We start from the raw sequence: 23,412 nt of genomic DNA on the forward strand, positions 1-23,412 counted from the left end.
TTTGAGGAAATATTGTGTGAGTATAGCATAAATCCGCCCACACATAAGATAGAGAGTAATCGTCATATTGCTTTATAGAATCTTACTCTCATCTTTAAGGATATGTGTGATGTATTTATAATGCGTGGCTTAAAGACTTAAAGCAAAGATTCTCGCTAAGAAATATTCCCCCTCAACCAAAGCCAAAATTTAACATAGAATAGGTTACAATTTCGCAATAATTTATTTCAAGAGATATGACAATGCGAAATTCTCCCAAAGTATGCACAACACGAGCGATATAAAAGAGTGTCTATGCCTAATCTTTTAGTTTTTTCGCACAAAGATTCTATGCGAGATAAATTGCACATTCCCAAAGGAGATTGCTTGCAAGCACCAGCTACACATAATCCGAGCTCATTCAAACTTTCTTCACGGCGTTATACAGGTGCAAAAACAAAGCTTTTAGAAAAAATAGATTCTGTGATTTCAAAGCATTGTTTAGAATCCCCTATGAGCAATCTCAAGGCAAGAGATACAAGCAACACGCAATCTTTACATAATACCACCACACAAGATTGCATTCATTCATCAAATAATCAACGAGTTTTCTTTGATGTCTTTGGTGGGACAGGTGTAGTGAGTGAATATTTTATGCGAAAAAGAAATAATATGAATGATATAAAGGGATTGAGAGAGACTAAGAATCTTTGCTTAGGGAAGCAAGATTTAGCGAATATTTCTCATAAAAAAAGTTTAGAAGAACCAAGTAAGCAAGATTCTATCATGCTTTCTCACGAAACAAGCTTGGGAAAACTAAACAAGCAAAATTCTTATAATGATTTTAATCACTTTATTATCAATGATTTCTTGTATTCAAACTATACGATTTATCAAGGATTTTTCTTACAAAGTCCTTTTGATAGGGCGAAGATAGAATCTCTAAGAGAAGAATATCAAAAGCTAGATTCTAAAAAAATTATAGAGAATTATTATTCTAAGCACTTTGGAGAGAGGTTTTTTAGTAAAAATGATTCTAAAATCATTGGACATATTCGAGATGATTTGGATACAAGGCTAAAGGCTCAAACTATCAATCATAAAGAATTTTATATTTTACTTTCAAGTCTTCTATATAGTGCTGATAGGATAGCAAACACGGTGGGGCATTATGATGCATATCGCAAAAATATTATTTTAGAAAATAGATTTATTTTTCAACTCATAGAGCCAATCATTACTGATAAAAAGATAGAGATTTTTAGAGAAGATTCTAATGCTTTAGTAGCAAAAATGCTAAAAATGAGACGCGATAATCAAGAAAAATTTATCACTTGTGCCTTTATAGACCCTCCTTATAATTCAAGGCAGTATAGTAGATTTTATCATTTACTAGAAACTTTAAGCAAAAATGATAAACCCAAACTCTATGGTATAGCACAAAAGCCAAATCCAGAGAATATAAGCAAATATTGCAAGGTAGAAGCAAAAGAAGCGTTCAAGGACTTGGTAACAAATCTCGCGCAAATTAGTAAAAATATCGTGGTTACTTATAATAATACATATACTTCTCATTCGGCTTCAAGTCAGAATAAAATGCAACTCGATGATATTAGATTAATCCTTGAATCTTGTGGTAAAATACATATTTATGAGTTTGACTATAAGGCTTTTAGTAGCGGAAAGACAGATTTTAAAGGACATAAAGAATTTATCTTTATAAGTGAGACGAGATGACGACACGAATCAAAAACCCCACACTTTTTAATGAGACAAAAATAATTCGCTCTCCATTTTTTTATGTAGGAGATAAGTATAAGCTTATGCCACAATTAAAAACATTGTTTCCACAAAATATCGATACTTATATAGAACCTTTTGTTGGTGGTGGAAGTTCATTTCTTAATACAAGTGCAAATTCTTATATTCTTAATGATGTAGATTCAAATATTATCTCCTTGCACAATTTCTTTAAAAATCAACAAAATTATTTTCACGAAATAATCAATAAAATATTTTCTTTAATACAAAAATACAATCTTTCATGCTCATTAAAAAATATTATCCCATCAAAAGAATTGCGAGAGGAATATAAAAAAACATATTTTGCAAGATTCAATCAAGAATCGTATATAAAATTACGCAATGATTTTAATGCAAATAAAAATGACATTTTACGATTATATCTCTTGCTGATTTATGGATTTAATCATATGATAAGATTTAATAGCAAAGGGGATTTTAATCTTCCTGTTGGAAATGTAGATTTTAATGAAAATGTTTTTAATGCATTACAAAACTATATAGAATTTATGCGTAACAATAATATAATATTTTTTAACCTTGATTATATTCATTTTTTAAATAGTATAGAAATTCAACAAGATGATTTTCTATATTTTGACCCACCATATTTGATTAGTGGAAGTGAATACAACAAACTTTGGGGTGAATTACTTGAAATACAACTTTATCAAACCTTGCAAGATTTAGATTCTAAAGGGGTGCGATGGGGTATCACGAACTTATTACATCATAAAGGAAAAATCAACCATTTCTTACAAGATTTTATGAAAAATTATTCTACACATTATATTAAAAGTAATTATATAAGCTTTAATGATAATACCATTAAAAAAGATTCTACGGAGGTTTATATAACAAATGTCAAAAATTAAAGATTCACAATTCAAAATATTATCTTTTAGCACAACTATGAGAAATCCATCAAGGATAGCGGATTTTCTTAAAATATTATTACCTTATGAAAATCATCTTTTAACGCACGAAATTATTATGCAAATTATTGCCGACTTAATTAAAAATAAATTATACATTCCAATTTATGCAACAAAATACTATAAAGAAATTATAGAATCTTATGGAACTTTTACAGAATCTCAAATCCAAGAAATTCTTGATAATTCACCACAAAATCATAAAGAAGCGGGATTTGATAAAGGATGGGATTCAAGATTTGATACATATTACAAGCTTCCTATGGAATTTGGATTTTGTTTTTACGAAATGAACAAACCCATTATTATCTCAAATACAGGACATTTGTTAATTGATGCAAACAACGAAGTTCCTACTAATGAGGTAAAAATTTCTAATGTATTTTTAAATTGTATGATGAAATATCAAACCAATAATCCATTTAGAAAGATTCTCAATGCAAACAAACCTCTACCACTCTTACTTAATGTAATGAATCATCTCAAAACTATACAAGGGGATTCAAAGATACATACAAGTGAAATTCCTTTCTTTCTCTGTTGGCTCGATTCAGATTCGCATAAATTAACAAGAAAAATCATAGCTTTTCGAGAAAAATATCCCAACTTTCAATATTCTAATGAAATAACTTATGAAGAGTGCTTAAAAATTTTAAACTCTACAAACACAATTCGATTCAAAATCTCACAAATCTGTGGTGAAGCAATCGATGAATATATCAGGAAAATGCGTATTACAGGTATTATCTCATTGCGAGGCAATGGACGATTTATTGATTTTAATACATTTGAAATGCCAAAAATTGAATACATACTTGAATATTATTTGCCAAATTCTAGGATATTTGATACTAAAGAATCATATTTCAACTTTATGGGACAAATAGATTCTCATATTTTAGAGATACAAGAAAATATAGCAAGTATTGATACCAATCATTTAAAATTACAGACTTTAGAATATTTTGCAAAAACTTATAGCAAAGATTCTATCTATAAAGAATTATCAATGCTCACTTCAAAAAAATCTCAAAGTAAAGATGAGATTTTTAAGTTTATCCCAGAGCCTACAAGGTTTGAATTTCTCACAAGCATTGCGTTAAAGCAAAATTTTAAGAATCTGAAAGTTTTGCCAAATTATAGTATTGATGATGAGGGCTTACCAAAGTGTCATGCAGGCGGTAATCAGCCAGATATTATTTGTATCACAAAAGATTCTCAAAGCATAGTTGAGGTAAGTCTTATTTGTGGTAAAGCACAGGTCAATAATGAACTACTGCCGATTACAAGGCATTTAAAAGAAATCATCAAACAATCAAATCAAACATATCATTTTGCACTTTTTATCGCTCCTAAAATCTTTGAAGATTCCAAAAGATATGTAAAATTTATAAAATTTGATGAAAATTTAGAGATAAAAAATTTTGAAATACTTGAATTTATTGAAAAATTACAAGATAAGGAAGATATTATCAATCTCCTTGAGGAATAATCCATACGCATTAAAGTTTTAGAGAACTTTCTGCAATTTGACATTGAGGGAATCTACTTCTAAGCTTAGATTCTAATAAGCAAGAAAGAGCTTTGTAATATTTATCGCTCCATATTTAGATAAAAATGTCTTAAATGATTTTAGGTCTAGAATCTCATGCTATTTTGAAAATGATACAAACCACATTAAAGGTATGAAAATTTTACCCATTAGCACACAGGATTTGATAAATATTTTGTATTCAAATATGCCTTATGCAGACCTCCTACCAAGATTCTATCAAGTCCTTAAAAGCAAAGAAATGTGGGGAAGTAAATGGTATCAAAATGAAATAAAAAAGATTATAGAAACTTAACGCAATTACGATTACATCATTATATCTTTAAGAACAAAATTTTAAAAAATCTTCAGAATCTAAACTTGCCATACAAACTTTAAAATGGAAATATTTACGATTTTAAAAAATAATAATTTTACAAAACACTCTCTTCTTATAACCCACTATCGTCCATAGATTGAAGATAAGAGCAAAGATGATGAAGGACAAGGAGACTTATGCCATATATCAAATATCATGTTTTCTTTGAGAAAAATAAGCCCGAGAGATTCTATAAACATTACAAAAGCTTAATATTAAAACAATACACCTAAGAAGGCATTAAAAGCATTGATTTGGTAATTGTAAGCATCATTACCATAAGTATGGGTATCATATAGATCTTATGAAGATTGGGGTTGAAATTAAATAGAAATGGTTTTGAAGAATTAAAACATAATAAATTAGATGAGCTAAGGAATGGCAAGACCACCCTTAGTTTTTTAAGCAAAGGAATTATTAAGCAAGCTAAGAACTCAAAAATTTTAACCCCATACTTGAAAGAATGATAAGTGTAACAAAAGTGAGTTTTAGGGTAGATTTTCTTTCTCCAAATAGCAAGATGCCTAATATAACACCTCCCCCTGCACCAATCCCTGTCCAAACTGCATAAGCCACACCCATTGAAATTCCCTGCATAGCATAACTTAGGAGACTAAAGCTCAAGCTAAATTGTGCGATTATCCCTAATAAAAAGATTTTTTTTCTGCTCATCGTAAATTTTTTAAGTGCAAAAACACCGACGATTTCCATACAACCAGCTAAAAACAAGACAATCCAATAACCCATTTTATTACCTTATTTTAAACTTTGGTAGACTCTTTAGAATCAACCCTCATACAATTTTCGTCTCTATCGCCCAACAATTTCAACCCGATAATACTCACAAGCATAATTCCAATTAAGACAATTTTGAGCATAGAAACTTCTTCTCCAAATACCAACATTTCTGCAATAACGACTCCAGCTGTTCCAATCCCTACAAATACCGCATAAGCAATACCTACTTCAATCACTTTACAGGCTAAAACCATACAAGTAAAGGAAAATACAATTCCCAAAGCCGTTAAACCATAAAGCAATATAGAATCCGCGTATTTGAGTCCGCTCACCCAAAAAATTTCACATATTCCGCCAAAAATCACACAAAGCCATGCTATATTTTTATTCATAAACTCCCCTAAGTCTTTATATTTTAGAATTAAGTTTCAAGCCAACAACACCAACCAAAATGAAGCCAATAAAAATGAGTTTAGGAAATGTAATTTCTTCTTTAAACACAATTATTCCTAAAAGACTAATGAATACTACTCCAGCTCCAGCCCAAATAGCATATGCAATACTCAAATCAATCCCTTTTAGTGCATTCCAAAAAAGCGTAAAAGAGCCAACAAATGCTAATGCAAAAATCAATGTAAATAGATGGTTACTCGTTGTTGCTGCTTGTTTAAGCGAAGTTGTTCCAATAGTTTCTAAGACAATTGCCACAACCAAAAAAACCCAGTATTTCATTTTTTCTCCTTAACTGTATCTGATATTCTTTTACGAACTTTGGATTCTACACTCGAACCAAGAAGTGTGCAAAGTGCGACAACAAAACTCATAATTTGTTCACTTCTCACTGCATAAGTGTCACTATCCGTATCTAACACTAAACCATAATATACAAAGAATCCATCAATTCCAATACTCAAAACTTCCACCATATCCAATGCGATTTTTCGCTTAGATGGGCTAAGGCGACTTGTCTCTATACTTTGCACGATAAGATAGCTCATATCTTTTTGTATTTTTCTCAAATGGGCATTAAAAACTTCATCATACAAACAAGCTTTTCCTAAATCCTCATATATTTTGCAAATATGCCTATTCTTTGGCGTATCAAAACAATAACAACCAAAAATAAGCATTAATTTTTCTTGCAATGTATGGAGAGAGTAAATTTTCTCCTCAACATTCGCACGAAAAATTCTTAATTCTTCTTCCAAAATTGCAAAAATAAGCTCGTTACGTGTTTTAAAATGATGGTAAAAGCTCCCTTTTGAAATATTATTTTGTGCCAAAAAGGTATTGAGAGAAAAATTAATTACTCCCTCTTTATCAAGCATTCCTTTACCCATTGCAATAATTTCATCTCTTTTAGCCATCTCGTATCACCATCATCCAAGCACCTCGTCTTTAAGAATTAGTAGAATGATAGTCTACTAAAGCTGAATTTATAATTAAACCGATAGTCTATTTTTGCTTAACCAAAAAATGTGTTCAATTTATTTTAAATTTCTTATTATTTAACTTGTAATTTAATTCTCTGTTGCTCCCCTGTTTGCATATTTTTAAGTGTAAATTCTTGTTCTTTTACCTCTTCTTCTCCAATAATAGCTGCTTGGTCATAGCCATGCAAATTCGCATAGCCCAAAGATTTTTTCAGCTTAACAATATCTGGATAGAGTTCCACAACATTACCCTGCATTCGTAACTGTGTAGCCACTTTCACACCATAAGGAAAATATTGTGAATCCATAACAATAACAAGCGTTCCACAGAATTTTTGCTGATGCAATTTTAATTCATCAAGTGCTGCAAGGAGTCGGTCCAAACCAATAGAGGCTCCAACTCCACTCAGTTTATCTTCTGAAAAGTTTTGTGTTAAATAATCATATCTCCCACCAGAACAAACACTACCAATAGAAGGTAACACATCAAGTAAAGTTTCATAAACTATTCCAGTGTAATAACCAAGCCCTCTTGCAATCGAAAACTGAATCTTAATTTTGTCTGCAATATTTGCAGCAGTTAAAATCTGAAAAAAGATTTTTAGTTCATTTAATCCCTCATTTAAACTTACACTAGAATAACGATTGATGACGGAATCTATAAATTCGATTGCATCTCCTGTTTGCTTTAAATTCACTAGCTCTAAAATTGTTTGAATACTCTTTGCAGAAAGCCCCAATTCTTTTTCTAATTCTGCACTCACACCTTCACTCCCTATCTTATCAAGCTTATCAATAATTCTTAATAAATCTTGTATTTTTTCGGATACTCCAGCAATTTCTGCAATCCCATTCAAAATTTTACGATGATTGACAAAGACTTTAAAGCCACCCACATTAAGGGATTCTAATGCAGCACAGATAAGTTGAACAATTTCTGCATCACAAACCAAAGAATCACTACCAATAAAATCGAAATCACATTGTGTAAATTCACGATAACGCCCTTTTTGTGCCCTTTCACCACGAAAAACATTCCCTATTGCATAACGTTTAAAAGGTATCCCAACTTCATGTCTGTGTTGTGAGATATAACGTGCCAAAGGAAGAGTTAAATCAAATCGCAGAGCTACATCTCTCCCCCCATGATCTTTAAAACGATACAACTCTTTTTGAATTTCATCACTCCCTTGTTTTAGTAATACTTCCGCATACTCTAAGTGAGGGGTTTCAATGGGCAAAAAACCAAAACTTCTAAAAATAGCTATCAACTGATGGAGTAAATTTTCTTTATGCACGGCTTCCTTAGGTAAGAAATCCTTAAATCCGCTTAATGTTCTTGGAGTAATTTTTGCCATTTTTATCCTTTATAATTTATTCACCAAAGAGTACATTCTATCATCATAAAGGTAAAAAAGAGTATAATCGGAGAAACACAAAGGTTCACACAAATGAAGATTCTTATACGTTTACCAACATGGCTTGGGGATACACTAATGGCGACACCTTTTCTACAATTCTTAAAAACAAAATATACCCATGCAGATTTTACACTCGTAGGTTCTTACATTTCTCTGGAAGTACTAAAAAGAGACTTTGAGGGTGCAAATTTTATACTTGATGAAAGTAAAAAATCTTCTTTCAGACTCTTTGCACTCTATAAACTTGCCAAACAAATTGGTAGCCACGATATAAGTTTTTCTTTACAAAATAATTTTCTTTCAGCATTATTTTTATTTTTTTCTAATTCAAATATACGCATCGGTTATGCAAATGAGGGACGCAGTTTTTTACTAACCCATGCATTAAAAAACCTCAAATCTGCTCACCAAGTACAAAGATACTTTCACCTCCTAAGCCCCATTAGTGATTCTTTACCGCCCATTCCACCCTTATTTTTATCACATGCAAATACCCCACCCATATTCCCAAATCTCAAGTGTGTGGGTATTAATACAGGTGGAGCTTTTGGGAGTGCAAAACGTTGGAGCGAAGAACACTTTAGCACGCTTGCAAAATTACTTTTACAGGAGGGGTATGGCGTAATTTTTTTTGGCGGGAAAGAAGATGTAGAAGCAAACCAAAAAATTATATTATCTTTAAAAAATAATTCTAACTTACTCGACTTAAGCGGTAAAACAAGCTTAGAATCACTGATTGATTCCATTGCAACGTTAGACTTATTTATTAGCAATGATAGCGGTCCTATGCATATTGCTGCTGCCTTGCAAATTCCCATCATTGCACTATTTGGTTCAACAGATTCTACAGAAACATCACCATGGTTAACAAAAAAAGCGATTTTACTTTCTTTGAATCTTCCTTGTTCTCCTTGCAAGAAACGCATTTGCCCCTTAAAACACCATGCCTGTATGGAAAATTTAAAACCAGAAGAAGTTTTTAAAGAAGTACAAAAAATTTTACAATAAGGAGTCTAAAGCTTATAATTAATTTGAAAAATCATCTTTAATGTCTTTTTAGGATACGGGTAGTCTTTATAGGCAATTTCAATTGTCTGCAAACTATTTTTATCTAATATCTCATATCCGGAAGATGAAATAATTTTCAATCCGCTAATATTACCGTTAGGATGCAAATAAAATTCTAAACGATTCGTGCCACTTATTCTTAGTCGCCCTGCTACTGGAGGATAAATCAGATAACGATTAGTAATATCATAAATTTTTCGATAATTTTGATTCAAAAAATCCTTATCTGCTTTAGAAAGACTATAGAATTCTGCACCATATAGTTTTTTTAATTCACTTTCATCAGACGAAAGCTGATTGAGGCTATAAAATGATGGTGGTTGCGTACTTGTGATAGGCAAATTTTTGCTTTGTTTTGTAGCCACTTGAGAAGATGCATCCTGTGCTTGTTTATTGTCTTTACTTTTTGGCTTTGGGGTTTGCTTTTGTGCAAGGCTTGGGAGTGCATTTTGCTTTTGTATAGGTTTTGCTGGATTTACCGACATTGTCGGTGTCTTAAGCGGTTCAGATTTTGTTTTTGGAATGACTAACTCTTCAAGTTCCTTCAGTTGAAGTCCAGCCAAAGAAATGCGTTGGTAACCCATCGTTTCTTCCTTTTTGTTGGCTAAAAAAACAAAGTATGCACCCACAAAAAGAAAGTGGATCAATAAAGAAAGGCAAAAAGCTTTGAATTCGCGTGACATTTCGCACTAGTTTCTTTCTTTAAAATGTTGTGTAAAATCTGTTGCAGATTCTTTATGGATAGGTATTTTATCAATTAAAGTAGAATGGTTAGTGCCTAATATCACTAAATAACGGTAACCTTGTGTTTCAAAGGTAACGAGACGATTTTTCATATCCACTGGACGTTGTGAAATAATGCGTAAATCATCTTGTTTCTTACCTGCTTCACCGCGCTTATTTAACAAAATAGGTTGCCCGCCAAAAACCTTACGTCTCCACAAAAGTAAGGCAATAATCACAATAACCATAACAATTAAAAAGATAATATATTCTATCTGCCCCATAGCAGAAGTACCAATATCTGTCTTAAAGTCTAAGGTGGAGTCTTTATCCTTCAAAGGAAGATTAAGAGTAGTTGGATTTTGTGTATCTGAAACACTTGGATTTAAATGCTTTGCATTTGCTTTCATTGCTTCAAGTGCATTACTGGGTGCCGGAGTAATACGAAACCGCAAGCCAAATCCATCGGCCACATTAGAGGCATACACTGCAACTTTATCAGGATTAAAAATTGCGATATATAAATTACCTTCATTATTAAAAAGCTTAATAGAACCAATGTCGAAAGTAGAAATTTTTTCTTCCCTTTCTTTGGCGATGGAAACTCCCTTAAGAATCAAAAGTCGATAATCATCTTTTAATTCCTCATTCACTTCACCTTTGTAGGCTGAATCAAATGTAATCATCATATCAACGCGTTCTGGGGGGCGGTCAAAAAACTCAACATTCTTAACATTCACCGCCCATAAAGGGGAGATTAACAACAAAAATAAAAAAATGAAATTTTTTTGCACTAACTCTTCTCCCTCACAAGGTAATAAATAATTGCATTAGAATCAAGAATTTCATTGATACGAATTGCTAGATTCTTCTCATAAACCATCACTTCTCCCTTGCCAACAATTCTTCCATCAACATATGTTTCAACGCTTTCTCCAGCGGGTTTTTGTAAATCAATAATGGATCCTTTTTCAAATTTCAAAATCTCAGCTAAAGTTACCCTTGTTGCCCCTAATTCAGCCGTAAAAACTACCTCCATATCTAATAAACCTGTGTATTTGTGCATAACCCCTTCGAGGTATCTTGAAAGCTCTAGTTGACGTAACGCTGCCTCATCAAGCTTGGCTTCTTTTCTTGCTAATTTTTGTTTTTCCATATTCTTTAATCCTTACCAGTAAAGTGTGCATCTTGCACCTAAGTATTCAAAACTACAATATTGCTTAAAAGGTTGACTAAAAAGCCCTATACAAATGAATGTGGGCGTTCCCATCTGAAATGAACGACTTGCATCAGATGCTTTAACTTTTGCCACTCCCGCAATCAAATTAGATAACTCCTGACTAATATCCTTTAAAACTTCCTTATCGGGAGTATCATCCATCAACAAAGAACAAGCAAAGTATTCTAATAACTGACTGGAAATCACCAAATAAAGACTAAATTCTTCACCTTCTTGCGTGATACGAATCGAGGAAATAAACCCCTCTTGTAATCTTTCTTTACACTCTTTAGGCGTATCCCCCAGACTTTGCTCCATCGCTACACAAAATGCCTCTTTAAAAAAGTCCATTGTCGGCTCCTGAATCAAAATTCCTGTTTTAATTATAGCAAGATTCTTTAGATTAAGCCTTGAAATTGCTTTTACTTTTACAATATTTCTGCAAAAAACATTCTCCGCATAAGGGTTTTTGGGCTTTACAAATATAACGACCAAACAATACAAAAGCTTGATGAAGTGTGGAAAGATGATCTTTAAATAACCTTGTAAGCTCTTCCTCTGTTTTTATGGGTGTGGTTGCAGCACTCAATCCTAAGCGATGTGTTGTGCGAAAAACATGGGTATCTACGGCAATATAATTAGCTTCACAAAATTCAATTAAAACCACATTAGCTGTTTTTTGTCCTACTCCACTAAGAGACATCAAAGAATCGCGTTCAAGTGGAATTTCACCATCAAATCGCGTCATCACTTCTTGTGCCATCGCAACCATATTTTTTGCTTTATTATTAAAAAAAGAGCAACTTGAAATTAATGCCTTAACATCATCAAGATTAGCATTTGCCAAAGATTCAAGCGTAGGAAAACATTCAAACAGCATCGGCGTTACAATATTTACACGTTTGTCAGTACATTGAGCAGAGAGCATAACCGCAATGAGCAATTCATATAAATTACGAAATTTCAATTCTGTTTTAGCATGTGCATAATGCTCTAACATTAATTTTTTTATCTCTTTAGCTTCTTTTGCAGTCGCTTTTTTAGGAATTTGGCAAAGGTTTATTTTATCTTGCATAATCAGCCTTCAGTTTTTGCATCATTATAACACAACTCATTCTACATTAAATTCCTAAGCAAGGATTTACATAGTGTAAAGCAATCATAAATAAGGCATTCTTAAGAGGTTTTTTTATAGAATGAGGCTTTCAAAATAAATTTTTCGGAGGTTTCGTAATGAAGAAGCATGTTGTGTTTTTTGAGGCAGTTGGTGGAAGTGATAAGGGTAAAGATGGTCACAGAAAGGATACTGTGCCAATGATGGATTATCTTAAGAAGTTGGGCTGGAATGCAGAAGTTGTGTTTTTTACCGATGAAATTCTTAAAGATGAAAAAAAGAAAAATGAGATTTATGAGTATGTCAAAAAAGTTGCGGATGCTTATGTTTCACGCGTAAATCCTGGCAACCTAAAAGAAGAAAAATTGTATTTTGATGTATTGCGTAAGCTTTGTAGTGATGGCGTGATTGGTATGCCACATCCTGATGCAATGGTTGGTTATGGGGCAAAGGACGCACTCACAAAGCTAAGAAATACAGAACTTGTTCCAACAGACACACTTGCTTATTATGATCCTGCAGAAGCAAAGAGAATCGGCGTGAATTGGGTTGCTGGTGGCGAGCATGATTTTAAGAAAAACTTTCCAAAAACCCTTGCGAAAGGCGAGAGAGTATTAAAGCAAAATCGTGGTTCTACGGGTGAAGGTATTTGGCGTGTGCAAATCAAAGACCCTAGCAAATATCAAGGTGTAAGCGAATTGCCTCTTGATGCAGAAATCCGTTGCACAGAGGCTGTTGATAATCATGTTGAGGAACGCAAACTCGGCGAATTTATGGATTTTTGTGAGAAATACTTACATGGCGATAATGGAATGCTCGTGGATATGACTTTCTTGCCACGCATTAAAGAAGGCGAGATTCGAATCCTTATGCTCTATAAAGATCCTATTTATGTCGTGCATAAAAAACCAGCTGAAGGTGCTGATGCATTCTCTGCAACACTCTTTAGTGGTGCAAAATATCGCTATGACAAACCAGAGCAATGGGGCAAATTGGTAGATTATTTCCTCTCTAATCTTCCAGAGATTAAAACAAAGCTTGGCAACTATGACTTACCACTTATTTGGACAGCAGACTTTATCCTTGATACTGATGAAAAAGGTAACGATAAGTATGTTTTGGGTGAGATTAACTGCTCTTGCGTGGGCTTTACCTCACCTGTAGAATTCCTTGATAAAACAGCTAGACGCGTGGCAAATACAATTATTAATATTGTGGAAGACGCACAGAAATAATAGCTTTTTCAATTTACGGGGGGAGTAATTTATTTATGAGAACCCCCGTGCAATATACTCTAGCCAGATTAAGGACTTAGCCAACTCTGACCTCCAGTCGGATTGGATTTCAAGCCATAATCATCAGATCAAGTGTTTGTTTTAGTAACCGATGGCCTCAATGCACACAACCCCAACATATATTAAACAAAACTAAGGTAAATACTTAAATATGAAATAGAAAATTCAAGATTACAAGAATATCTACTCTCCCTTACGTTCTAATCTTTCATCAATCATCGCTAACTGCCATTCAAAGAAATTTAAAATTAAATCAATCTTTGCTTCAGGAACACGATTATTAGGAGACTGCATACCCTCAAACATTACCAAAATGCGCTCTCTCAAACCTTCCAAAAACCGTTGCTCATCTTCTTGAATTTTTTGCAATGTAGGCTTTGATTCTTCTTCATTTATTATTTCTTCTGGCATATAAACCTCTTGTGCCATAGGCATAAGAGGTGGATCTTTTTTATTAATAGATTCTAGCACCTCATCAGGGTTAAATGTAGAAAGATTATGGAGATTAGGAGTTACTACCGACTCACGCTCAACTTCTCCAACCACTTCAGCATTTTCCATAGAAATATCAGATACTGTTCCACTATCAACTTCTTCTTTATTGTCATCATCTTTCATCTCTGCAAGAGTAGAAAGAATCATCTCTTTTAAGTCGTCTTTATCATTCATTTCCATAGTTTTGCTAACCACCTTTCAAATTCATTAAATTCAATTTCTGTATCCATTTTAATGAAAAAATCTCTCATTTCTGAATCAACACCTTGAAATTTTTTCCGCTCCCCCATAAGACGACGGATGGCAATCTTTGCTTCCTCGTTATGTGGCTCCCTCTTAAGAACACTCTTATAAATTTCCAAAGCTTCTTTTTTAAGATTCTGTGCTTCATAAATTGCCGCCATTGTGATGGTTTTATTTTCGTCCATTACTACTTTCCTTCTGTGGCATACTCTGCAATTATTGACCCTAAACCATCAGTTGTACATAGCTCTTTTGCACCAAAAGAAGCAATGTCACGTGTCCGATAACCTTCTTTCAAAACTTTGCGAATTGCCCTATCGATAGCATTTGCTGCACTCTCTTCCTTTAAGGAGTAACGCAACATCATTGAAGCACTCGCAATTGTAGCGATAGGATTTGCAATTCCCTGTCGTGCAATGTCTGGAGCGGAACCATGAATGGGCTCATATAATGAAACTTTACTCCCAATTGAAGCGGAAGGTAAAAGCCCAATAGAGCCACTAATCATACTTGCTTCATCACTTAAGATATCACCAAACAAATTCCCTGTTAAAATCACATCAAACTGCTTAGGATTGCGCACAAGTTGCATTGCAGCATTATCGACATACATATGCGTAAGTTCAACCTCTTGATATTCATTTGCCATTTGTGTTACAACCTCACGCCATAAGCGACTCACTTCAAGTACATTTGCCTTGTCAACACTACAAATCTTTTTTCTTCGCTTCATCGCAATTTCAAAAGCAACCCTAGCAACTCTTTGTATTTCTTCTACAGTGTAAACCATCGTATTATAGCCTTTATGGCTATCCTGACCACGTGGCTCACCAAAATAAATTCCACCTGTCAATTCCCGCACAACCAAAATATCCACACCTTCAATCACATTTGGTTTAAGTGTACTCGCTTCTAAAAGCTCATTGTAAACAAGTGTTGGTCGCAAATTTGCAAAAGCATCTAATGCTTTACGCAGTTTTAAAAGCCCTGCCTCTGGACGCTGCTCAAGCGGAAGAGTGTCCCACTTCTCCCCTCCAATTGCTCCAAATAAAATAGCGTCAGAAGATAATGCACCTTTTAATGTCTCTTCAGGTAATGGAGTTCCCACACGATCAATCGCTGCACCACCCATTAAATAATCTTGGTAATCCAAATTAAAGTTATACGCATAAGAAACCGCATCAAGAACCTTTTTTGCCTCATCAATCACCTCTGGACCAACGCCATCACCTTTGATAACTGCAATTCTATAAGACATTAAACCACTCCTTGGGATAACTTTAGTTTCGCGTAATCAATTAAACCACCGGCACTTAAAAGCTCTTGCATAAAAGGGGGAATAGGCTTAAAACGATATTGCTTTTGTTGTGTTTTATTAAACACAATACCATCAGCCATATTTACCTCAAGACTATCACCCTCTTGAATTTCACCACTCTGTGCAACCTCTAAAATAGGAAAACCTGTATTGAAAGCATTACGATAAAAAATACGTGCGAATCCTTCTGCAATAACGCACTTTACCCCTGCAGACTTAAGTGCGATAGGGGCATGTTCACGACTAGAGCCACAACCAAAATTCTTCCCACCCACAATAATATCGCCTTTTTGAAAAACATTTAAAAAATCAGGACGTACATCTTCCATAATGTGTTGGGCAAGCATTGCTGGATCACTGGTATTGAGGTATCTTGCAGCGATAATCACATCAGTATCAATATTATCACCAAATTTCCATGCTCGACTCACTAAAACTCCTATTTCAGAAATATAAAAAATAACGATATTGTACCCTACACAGCGTTAAGAAAAACTTTAATGGAACTTTGAAATAAGCTTAAATTTAAGATTATTTTAGCTATAATGGTGAAAATCCTGATAGGTAAATGGATTTAATTTTTATCTTTAATACATAAAGGTTTGGTATGGCTTTGAGTAAAAATGAAACCTCACAGCTTTATGTGAGTCTTTTTGGTCGTGCTTCTGAAAAAGTTGGTTCTGATTTTTGGAGTCATTATAATCAATCAACTTCCATTGCTGATACCGCAAAAGCGATGATGCAACACACACCGCTTGAGGGTAATAGCCCCTATGCATTTGTGATGACACTTTACAAAAATGCCTTAGGCAAGAGTTTAGCGGACGATGAAGCGGGAATTGATTTTTGGGCTCAACTTTTAATCAATGGAATGCGCAAAGAAGAATTAGTGGAACGATTCATTGATACGGTTGTACATTACAATGCACAAACACAACAAGATAAGGATGCACTAGAATTGTTTTTTGCACGCGTTGAGGTATCCAACTATACCGCTGTTAACTTCACAGGTGCACTAACAAATAATGATATTCGCGGTTTACGTTTTGGTGATGGATTAGCTGATGTAAGAACACAAAAAGATATAGCGGGTTGCATTCAGCAAGCTGATGCACTCAATGCACAACTTCCCCAAAACAACTGGAATCAAACTATCCCTCCGGGTATGGTCGCTGGAGTTACTGTATATCAACCTGATACTTTAATGGGTTAAAGGAGAAAGGAAATGAAAATGTTTCGCTTATTATTTATTTTTTTATTGGGTGGTGCATTCGTGTTTGCTGGTGCAATCTGCAACCACAAACGGACACTCTTGAATAAAAAATTGGAATTTGCTAAGGAGATACAAAATGCACAAATGGAACGAGAAATTAAAATCGCACTCAGTTCTGTAGAACATTTTTGTAGCGATGAAAAAGTTTTACAAGATTTGCAAGACAAAATCTCTAAAGTAGAATCTAAAATTGCAGAGAATCAAGAGGATATAGAAGAAGCAAAAGCAAAAGGGAAAATAGACAAGGTTAAGAAAGAATCATTTAAGGTGTCCAAATTACAAGCTGAGCTAGAAGAGTTAAAAGTAGAACTTGCAGAATATGAAAAACTCAAATAATCTATGCAAAATAAGTTTTTCATAAGGATAGAACAACTTTTTCTATGTCAGACAGCAACAGAGTTTTACGGGCATTTCGATGATTTATATGAGGATTTTTTTTCCTCTTCTTTAGTTTTTGAGCACTCAAAACCACTTGATTCTTCCTTTTTATATCATCGGATTTTAGGTATATTTGCAAATCGTGAGTGTGTTTTCTCTCACCCAACAAAAATCCGTCGCCCAAATCATGCAAAAACACCTTTGGCTCTTGCAAAAATACTGCATTCTGTAGCACACATCGAATGTAGTGCGATTTTCTTAGCCCTTGATGCTGTCTTTCGCTTTCGAGGGTTACAACAGGAATTTTATGCAGATTGGTTAGAGGTGGCTAAAGAAGAAATTTACCATTTTCGCTTGTTAAATGGCTTACTGGAAGAATTGGGCTTTGCTTATGGAGATTTTCCAGTTCATCTTAACCTATTTGAAGCTTTATATGCCACTCAACATTCTTTTAAGGTAAGAATGGGAATTGTCCATCGTGGCTTAGAAGCAAAGGGGCTTGATGCAAATCCATTCGTAATAAGGAAGATTCTTAATTCTCCATCAAAGTTAAACCCAAAAATCCAAGAGGTATTTAATATAATTTTAAGAGATGAAATTACACATGTCCAAAAAGGAGATAAATGGTGGAAATTAGATACAGGAGAACAAACACCCAACTTCTTAGAACTATGCAAACAATATCAACACTTTTACCTAACAGGTTCAATTTTAAATAAAAATGCAAGACTCCAAGCAGGTTTCAGCCAAGCAGAATTAAAAGAATTAGAACAAATGAATCAAAGCAAATATCAATAATAATCAAGCGTTCGCCTCAATCAAAAAACGCAACACTGCCATACGAATAGCTACACCACAAGTAACTTGCTCTAAAACCTTGCAACGAAAATCTTTCAAAACTGCGTCTTCAATATCTATGTTACGATGCACTGGTCCTGGATGTAATATAATTATATCTTTATCTTTAATTAATTTTTGTGTAATGCAAAAATCACTTGCATAATCTTTCAAACTACCATAAATCTGACAATCATGTCGTTCTGTTTGTGTGCGTAAACTCATAATTGCTTGAACATCATCAACTACATCTTCAATTTTATCATGTGTCTTTAAGCAAGTTTTGGGGATAAAATGGGGGGGTGCAACCAAAATCACTTCCATTCCAAAACGACTTAATAATTCAATATTGCTATTTGCAACACGCGAATTGCGTATATCCCCAACAATGGCAATTTTCTTCCCCGACAATTCCCCTAAATTGCGTCTTAGTGTAAGTAAGTCTAATAATGCCTGTGTGGGGTGTGCATGTGCCCCATCACCACCATTCACAATTGCACAACTCGTATGTTTAGAAAGCAAATTAGGAACACCTGAATTCTTATGTCTGACAACAATCGCACTAGGGGACATTGCATTCAAATTTGCCGCTGTGTCATAGAGAGTCTCCCCTTTTGAGGTAGAACTCCTACTTACATCAAGTCGTACAACTTCACCCCCCATTTGCTTTGCAGCAATCTCAAAACTACTTAAAGTACGTGTAGAATTTTCAAAAAAAATAGTAATAATGAGATGATTTTTGAGTCTTTCGCGATGATAATTTCCCAAGTAACCTGTCGCTTCCTCAAGAATATCTTCTATTTCCTGTGTACTAAAATCTTGTGTTTCAATCAAATGTCTAACCATAGTCATCCTTTAATCAAGTGTAAAACATTAGCAAAAAAAGGTAAATATAAAAAATTACTAAAATAATCAAAAAATATCATGTAGATGGTTGGCATTCTCCATCCATTCGTATAAACTGTGCCAATCTTCTTGTTTAATCCACTCTTTTGATTGTTGCATTTCTTTTTGAAACGCTTCAATGCTCTCTAGTAAATTTTCTTGATTCTGCTTTGCAACTTCGCTCCACATTACGGGTGAACTCTTAGCAATTCTCACCATGCCCTTAAATCCTCCTGCAGCTAAAGCAAGAATGCTTTTTGGATCTTCTTGTCTCAAAACAACATTAGCTAAAGCAAAACTGATAATGTGTGGCAAATGACTAATATAAGCTGCATGATGGTCATGGTCAAAAATATCCATTTTAAGAATCTTCATTCCTAAAGCAAGAAAAACTTCCTTTGCAAAAGCTTTTTGAAAATCACCACTTTCTTGACAATCAAATAAAATCATCAAACTGCCATTAAAAAGTTCTTTGAATGCGGCTTTAGGACCACTGTTTTCAATCCCACACATTGGGTGAGCGGGAACAAAATTTTTTTGAATTTCTTTAGGAACAGACTCAAGAATACGTTGTTTCGTGCTACCTAAGTCCACAAGAGTTGTATGAGCAGAAAGAGGAGAAATATGATTAAGCGTCTCTATGATGCCTTCAACAGGGGTGGCAAGAAAAATAATATCACATTCCTTAATCTCTTGTAATTCAAGAATCTCATCAACTAAACCCAAGCTTAAAGCTTGTTGTGCGTGTAACTCATTCGTATCCAATCCCGCAATACTCTTAAACATTTTTGTTTCCCTTAAAGCCAAACCAAGCGAACCACCAATCAAACCTAAACCTATAATCCCTGCTTGCATTTTTTTCCTTCTATCCTTGAAACTTCTATGAGAGAATTCAATTATACATCATATTGCTTTTAAGGACAATTAATCTCAAAAGAGATATAATCCGCTTTTTATAACCAATAAACTTTAGGGAGATTAAATTATTTGTTTCAACAAAAAATACTTTATTTTATTATTTATTTTCTTTTTTTGTTGCCTGCTTGTTTATTTGCAGCCCCGCTACCAATCATCAGAGAAGTAAACTATAATGGCTTGAATTATATCTCTCCTCTCCTCGCAAATGAAATTGCAACTATTAAAATAGGTGAAGAATTAAAACTAATTGATGTGGACCAATCAATTTTAGCATTCTATCAGCAAGGATATTTTGAAGACATATGGGTAACTGAAAGTAATGGAATACTTACTTTTAATTTTGTTGAAAAACCTACAATCGCAAAAATCGAAATTAATGGCTATGGGAGCGGAACAGATAAGGAGGCTTTATACAAAGAAATCGGTATTAAAAAAGGGGATTTTTACGATACCGGCAAACTTGAACGTGCAGAGCAAAGAATCAAATCCACTTTAGAACAAAAAGGTTTTTATGACACTGTTATTGAAACAGAAACAGAAAAACTAAATGAACGTGCTCTGAAATTGATTATCAATGTGAATCAAGGTGAAGAAATTATTATTCGTCAAGCACGTTACAATGGTAGCTATGCCCTTTCTGCAAGCCAGATTGAAAGCGTAGCTGCAAACAGAGAAGCAGAATGGTTAGGCTGGATGTGGGGCTTTAATGATGGGAAGCTACAAATGCGTGAATTGGGGACAGATGCCGGACGCATTAAAAACTATTATATGACAAAAGGTTTTTTAGATGCTTCTGTGAGTGCTCCAATCTTAGAAGCTGATTTTGATAGCTACAATGCTAAGTTAACCTATGAAATTAAAGAGGGTGAAGTATATAGTGTAGGTAGTGTGAGTATTGATGTTGATGAAGAAGTCATTCTAAGCACAGAGTTAATGGATACACTGTATCTTACAGAAGGTAAGAGATTTAATATCGAAACTGTGCGTAAAGATATTGAGAGAATGCGTGAAATTATTGGAGATTTAGGCTATGCGTTTGTGCGCATTGACCCACAGCTAGACAGCGATAGAGAGAATGCAAAAGTCCATATCACCTACAAAATTACTCTAAATGAAAAAGTAAAAATCCATCGTGTCATCGTTGCAGGCAACACACGCACTCTTGATAGAGTTATTCGACGCGAAGTAACGCTTTCACCCGGCGACCTTTATAAGTTATCAAAAGTTAAAACCTCTCGCAATAATTTACGACAACTTGGGTTTTTTGAAAAAGTAGAAATTGAGGAAAAACGCGTCAACGAAAATCAAGTCGACCTTTTGGTGCAGGTAACAGAGACAAGAACTGGTGAATTTATGTTTGGTGTCGGCTATGGTAGTTATGATGGGTTTTTAGGGAATATATCTGTACGCGAAAGGAATTTATTTGGTAGCGGTATGAATGCAGGAATTTATATCGATAAAAGCCAAAAAGAAGGCAATTATCGTGCCAACCTCTATAATCCACGCGTATTAGATTCACTCTATAGTCTCTCAACTGATGTTTATAAACGCGACTACATCACCTATGACTACACAGAAAGGGGAGCAGGATTCTCCCTAACAGGCGGAAGAAGATTCTTTGACCATTTTCACGCGACTGTGGGTTATAATTACACCCTTACAGAATTAACAAATTTTTATGGTGGCTTAGAGGAAATTTATCGCCCTTATTTTTATGATAGACCTTACGCAAAAAGCTCTATTGTTCCAGGATTAAGCTATGACAGCACGGATGATTATTATTTTCCGCGAAACGGCTTGAGCATCTCCACTTTTATTGAATTTGCAGGAGTTGGTGGTGATGAGAAGTTTATTAAATATTTTGGTCGTGGAGCAGGCTACACTAATTTGGATAACTTTGATGGCTTCGATGTAATTTTTCGACTCAAAGGGAGAGCAGGAATGATTCAAGAGCAAGGTTATCTCCCTATCAATGAAAAATTTTATCTAGGTGGCGTGAGTAGCCTTAGGGGTTACAAATCAAATTCTGTAACCCCTTTTGACGCAAATGGCGTAAGAATTGGTGGAAAATATATGGCGGCTGGGAGTGCTGAAATGAGCTTTGGTTTATTTGAAACTGTGCAGATGCGCTTAACTCTCTTTTTTGATTATGGTATGATTGGGCAAGCAAGTTTTAATGAAATCCAACGTTATTCAACGGGTGCAGCGATTGAATGGGTTTCACCATTAGGTCCCATTAGCTTTATGTTCCCGTATGCGTTGAACCCACAACCGGGTGATAAAACTTCGCGTTTTGAATTTGGTATGGGAACACGTTTTTAAGGAGATATCTATGCAAAGAATAAATGACAATGAAATAAAACAGATAATGAGTCAAGTACCTTTGAAAGAATTAGGTAAAGAGGCTTTTAAGATTAAACGCGAATTGCATCCACAAAAACTCACAACCTTTGTGGTTGACCGCAACATTAATTACACTAATATTTGCTGGGTGGATTGCAAATTTTGTGCATTTAAGCGAGAACTTGGAGATGAGAATGAAGGCTACATTCTTAGTTTTGAGGAGATTGACAAAAAAATTGATGAACTCATTGCAATTGGCGGAACTCAAATTCTATTTCAAGGTGGAGTACATCCTAAGCTAAAGATAGAATGGTATGAAGACTTAGTGCGACATATCGCAAAAAAATATCCACAAATCACAATTCATGGTTTTTCTGCTATCGAAATTGACTACATCGCAAGAATTTCTAAGATTTCTTTACAAGAAACTTTGGCACGACTCAAGGAAGCAGGGTTAAGTTCCATTCCTGGTGCAGGTGCAGAGATTCTAAGCGATCGTATTCGTGATTTGATTGCCCCTAAAAAATTAAGTGCTGATAGATGGATTGAAGTACACAAAACCGCCCATCAATTAGGCATTAAAAGCACTGCTACAATGATGTTTGGAACATTAGAAGATGATAACGACATTATTGAACATTGGCGTAGAATTCGGGAATTACAAGATGAAACCGGCGGTTTTCGTGCATTCATTATGTGGTCATTCCAACCTGATTACACACCATTAAAAAAAGAATTTCCACACATTCAGAAAGCTTCTTCAAATCGTTATCTACAACTACTCGCTTCAAGTCGTATCTACTTAGACAATTTTCCCAACATACAAAGCTCATGGGTTACTCAAGGTAGCCATATTGGACAATTATCACTTCTTTTTGGTGCAAATGATTTGGGTAGCACAATGCTTGAAGAAAATGTTGTCGCAGCAGCAGGTGCAAAAAACTCAATGAATCAGGCCGAAATGATTCGATTAATTAAAGATATCGGTGAAATTCCAGCAAAAAGAGATACGGCTTATCGTATTTTGGAGAAATTTGAATGAAATTTATCAAAAAATTAAAATTGGGCTTTTGTACCCTTATTT

The 23,412-nt window shown here is 34.4% G+C and carries 27 protein-coding genes; 11 read left to right on the top strand and 16 right to left on the bottom strand.

Annotation, left to right across the window (positions count from 1 at the left end; translation table 11 throughout):
* Positions 1 to 294: 294 nt before the first annotated feature.
* The 4 genes from CCZ01_RS01495 to CCZ01_RS10980 all read left to right on the top strand — a co-directional run bounded on the left by CCZ01_RS01495 (position 295) and on the right by CCZ01_RS10980 (position 4,564).
* Complete coding sequence (locus tag CCZ01_RS01495) at positions 295 to 1,716, top strand: DNA adenine methylase (RefSeq protein ID WP_258436304.1); 1,422 nt, start codon at positions 295 to 297, stop codon at positions 1,714 to 1,716.
* Positions 1,713 to 2,657, top strand: a complete 945-nt coding sequence (locus CCZ01_RS01500) for a DNA adenine methylase (RefSeq protein WP_112051466.1) — start codon at positions 1,713 to 1,715, stop codon at positions 2,655 to 2,657. Before CCZ01_RS01495 ends, CCZ01_RS01500 begins: the two co-directional genes overlap by 4 nt.
* Complete coding sequence (locus tag CCZ01_RS01505; protein WP_112051467.1) at positions 2,644 to 4,209, top strand: AlwI family type II restriction endonuclease; 1,566 nt, start codon at positions 2,644 to 2,646, stop codon at positions 4,207 to 4,209. The genes CCZ01_RS01500 and CCZ01_RS01505 overlap by 14 nt, the downstream gene beginning before the upstream one ends.
* A 97-nt stretch (positions 4,210 to 4,306) precedes the next feature.
* The gene (locus tag CCZ01_RS10980; protein WP_181566274.1) at positions 4,307 to 4,564 is read left to right on the top strand and encodes a PDDEXK family nuclease; all 258 of its coding nucleotides are present in this window, start codon (positions 4,307 to 4,309) and stop codon (positions 4,562 to 4,564) included.
* 489 nt (positions 4,565 to 5,053) lie between these two features.
* Here the strand turns inward: CCZ01_RS10980 and CCZ01_RS01515 are convergent, their stop codons facing one another.
* The 5 genes from CCZ01_RS01515 to hisS form a co-directional block, all read right to left on the bottom strand.
* Positions 5,054 to 5,374, bottom strand: coding sequence for a DMT family transporter (locus tag CCZ01_RS01515; RefSeq protein ID WP_112051468.1), 321 nt, complete (start codon positions 5,372 to 5,374; stop codon positions 5,054 to 5,056).
* 14 nt (positions 5,375 to 5,388) lie between these two features.
* On the bottom strand, positions 5,389 to 5,757 hold the full coding sequence (locus tag CCZ01_RS01520) for a DMT family transporter (protein ID WP_112051469.1): 369 nt from the start codon (positions 5,755 to 5,757) through the stop codon (positions 5,389 to 5,391).
* A gap of 16 nt (positions 5,758 to 5,773) precedes the next feature.
* A complete protein-coding gene (locus CCZ01_RS01525) occupies positions 5,774 to 6,097 on the bottom strand; it encodes a DMT family transporter (RefSeq protein ID WP_112051470.1) in 324 nt (107 codons plus the stop codon).
* Positions 6,094 to 6,732, bottom strand: coding sequence for a TetR/AcrR family transcriptional regulator (locus CCZ01_RS01530; protein ID WP_112051471.1), 639 nt, complete (start codon positions 6,730 to 6,732; stop codon positions 6,094 to 6,096). Before CCZ01_RS01530 ends, CCZ01_RS01525 begins: the two co-directional genes overlap by 4 nt.
* 137 nt (positions 6,733 to 6,869) lie before the next feature.
* Complete coding sequence (gene hisS, locus CCZ01_RS01535; protein WP_112051472.1) at positions 6,870 to 8,156, bottom strand: histidine--tRNA ligase; 1,287 nt, start codon at positions 8,154 to 8,156, stop codon at positions 6,870 to 6,872.
* A gap of 93 nt (positions 8,157 to 8,249) precedes the next feature.
* Between hisS and waaF the strand changes: the two genes are divergently transcribed.
* Positions 8,250 to 9,227: a lipopolysaccharide heptosyltransferase II gene (gene waaF / locus CCZ01_RS01540; RefSeq protein WP_112051473.1), complete on the top strand. Its 978-nt coding sequence runs from the start codon at positions 8,250 to 8,252 to the stop codon at positions 9,225 to 9,227.
* Between the two features lie 5 nt (positions 9,228 to 9,232).
* Here waaF and CCZ01_RS01545 read toward each other — a convergent pair whose 3' ends face one another.
* The 5 genes from CCZ01_RS01545 to nth all read right to left on the bottom strand — a co-directional run bounded on the left by CCZ01_RS01545 (position 9,233) and on the right by nth (position 12,304).
* Positions 9,233 to 9,871, bottom strand: coding sequence for an energy transducer TonB (locus tag CCZ01_RS01545; protein WP_181566270.1), 639 nt, complete (start codon positions 9,869 to 9,871; stop codon positions 9,233 to 9,235).
* Positions 9,872 to 9,976: 105 nt separating this feature from the next.
* The gene (locus CCZ01_RS01550) at positions 9,977 to 10,804 is read right to left on the bottom strand and encodes a flagellar biosynthetic protein FliO (RefSeq protein WP_112051475.1); all 828 of its coding nucleotides are present in this window, start codon (positions 10,802 to 10,804) and stop codon (positions 9,977 to 9,979) included.
* Positions 10,804 to 11,166 (bottom strand): flagellar motor switch protein FliN, encoded by a 363-nt coding sequence (fliN, locus tag CCZ01_RS01555; RefSeq protein WP_112051476.1) that lies wholly within the window; start codon positions 11,164 to 11,166, stop codon positions 10,804 to 10,806. Before fliN ends, CCZ01_RS01550 begins: the two co-directional genes overlap by 1 nt.
* A 12-nt stretch (positions 11,167 to 11,178) precedes the next feature.
* On the bottom strand, positions 11,179 to 11,580 hold the full coding sequence (locus CCZ01_RS01560) for a chemotaxis protein CheX (protein WP_112051477.1): 402 nt from the start codon (positions 11,578 to 11,580) through the stop codon (positions 11,179 to 11,181).
* Between the two features lie 52 nt (positions 11,581 to 11,632).
* A complete protein-coding gene (nth, locus tag CCZ01_RS01565; RefSeq protein ID WP_112051478.1) occupies positions 11,633 to 12,304 on the bottom strand; it encodes an endonuclease III in 672 nt (223 codons plus the stop codon).
* A 158-nt stretch (positions 12,305 to 12,462) separates the two neighbouring features.
* On the opposite strand from nth, the gene CCZ01_RS01570 reads away from it, so the two are divergent.
* Positions 12,463 to 13,578 carry a Cj0069 family protein gene (locus CCZ01_RS01570; RefSeq protein WP_112051479.1) on the top strand — a complete coding sequence of 372 codons (1,116 nt, stop codon included), beginning with the start codon at positions 12,463 to 12,465 and terminating at the stop codon, positions 13,576 to 13,578.
* A 243-nt stretch (positions 13,579 to 13,821) separates the two neighbouring features.
* On the opposite strand, the gene CCZ01_RS01575 is transcribed toward CCZ01_RS01570, so the two are convergent.
* Genes CCZ01_RS01575 through CCZ01_RS01590 form a run of 4 tightly spaced genes read right to left on the bottom strand, consistent with a single transcriptional unit; the run spans position 13,822 to position 16,125 of the window.
* Positions 13,822 to 14,313 (bottom strand): CiaD-like domain-containing protein, encoded by a 492-nt coding sequence (locus CCZ01_RS01575; RefSeq protein ID WP_112051480.1) that lies wholly within the window; start codon positions 14,311 to 14,313, stop codon positions 13,822 to 13,824.
* Positions 14,304 to 14,561, bottom strand: coding sequence for a hypothetical protein (locus tag CCZ01_RS01580; RefSeq protein WP_112051481.1), 258 nt, complete (start codon positions 14,559 to 14,561; stop codon positions 14,304 to 14,306). Before CCZ01_RS01580 ends, CCZ01_RS01575 begins: the two co-directional genes overlap by 10 nt.
* 2 nt (positions 14,562 to 14,563) lie before the next feature.
* Positions 14,564 to 15,634 (bottom strand): 3-isopropylmalate dehydrogenase, encoded by a 1,071-nt coding sequence (leuB, locus tag CCZ01_RS01585; RefSeq protein ID WP_112051482.1) that lies wholly within the window; start codon positions 15,632 to 15,634, stop codon positions 14,564 to 14,566.
* Entirely contained in the window at positions 15,634 to 16,125 is a 492-nt protein-coding gene (locus tag CCZ01_RS01590; protein ID WP_275542664.1) for a 3-isopropylmalate dehydratase small subunit, read from the bottom strand. The genes leuB and CCZ01_RS01590 overlap by 1 nt, the downstream gene beginning before the upstream one ends.
* A gap of 176 nt (positions 16,126 to 16,301) precedes the next feature.
* On the opposite strand from CCZ01_RS01590, the gene CCZ01_RS01595 reads away from it, so the two are divergent.
* From CCZ01_RS01595 to CCZ01_RS01605, 3 genes are read left to right on the top strand one after another with little or no spacing between them, the layout of a single operon-like run.
* Entirely contained in the window at positions 16,302 to 16,907 is a 606-nt protein-coding gene (locus CCZ01_RS01595) for a DUF4214 domain-containing protein (protein WP_112051484.1), read from the top strand.
* Between the two features lie 12 nt (positions 16,908 to 16,919).
* Entirely contained in the window at positions 16,920 to 17,303 is a 384-nt protein-coding gene (locus CCZ01_RS01600) for a DUF1090 family protein (protein WP_112051485.1), read from the top strand.
* A 3-nt stretch (positions 17,304 to 17,306) separates the two neighbouring features.
* The gene (locus CCZ01_RS01605; protein WP_112051486.1) at positions 17,307 to 18,143 is read left to right on the top strand and encodes a ferritin-like domain-containing protein; all 837 of its coding nucleotides are present in this window, start codon (positions 17,307 to 17,309) and stop codon (positions 18,141 to 18,143) included.
* Between the two features lie 3 nt (positions 18,144 to 18,146).
* Here the strand turns inward: CCZ01_RS01605 and CCZ01_RS01610 are convergent, their stop codons facing one another.
* A complete protein-coding gene (locus CCZ01_RS01610; protein WP_112051487.1) occupies positions 18,147 to 19,028 on the bottom strand; it encodes an aspartate carbamoyltransferase catalytic subunit in 882 nt (293 codons plus the stop codon).
* A gap of 66 nt (positions 19,029 to 19,094) precedes the next feature.
* Positions 19,095 to 19,922 (bottom strand): prephenate dehydrogenase, encoded by an 828-nt coding sequence (locus CCZ01_RS01615; RefSeq protein ID WP_112051488.1) that lies wholly within the window; start codon positions 19,920 to 19,922, stop codon positions 19,095 to 19,097.
* A 132-nt stretch (positions 19,923 to 20,054) separates the two neighbouring features.
* On the opposite strand from CCZ01_RS01615, the gene bamA reads away from it, so the two are divergent.
* Together bamA and CCZ01_RS01625 are read left to right on the top strand one after the other, a co-directional pair.
* The gene (gene bamA, locus CCZ01_RS01620) at positions 20,055 to 22,307 is read left to right on the top strand and encodes an outer membrane protein assembly factor BamA (RefSeq protein WP_112051489.1); all 2,253 of its coding nucleotides are present in this window, start codon (positions 20,055 to 20,057) and stop codon (positions 22,305 to 22,307) included.
* Entirely contained in the window at positions 22,279 to 23,370 is a 1,092-nt protein-coding gene (locus CCZ01_RS01625; RefSeq protein ID WP_458692853.1) for a dehypoxanthine futalosine cyclase, read from the top strand. Before bamA ends, CCZ01_RS01625 begins: the two co-directional genes overlap by 29 nt.
* Positions 23,371 to 23,412: the final 42 nt, after the last annotated feature.

The sequence above is a fragment of the Helicobacter monodelphidis genome (assembly GCF_003288845.1).
GTDB lineage: Bacteria > Campylobacterota > Campylobacteria > Campylobacterales > Helicobacteraceae > NHYN01.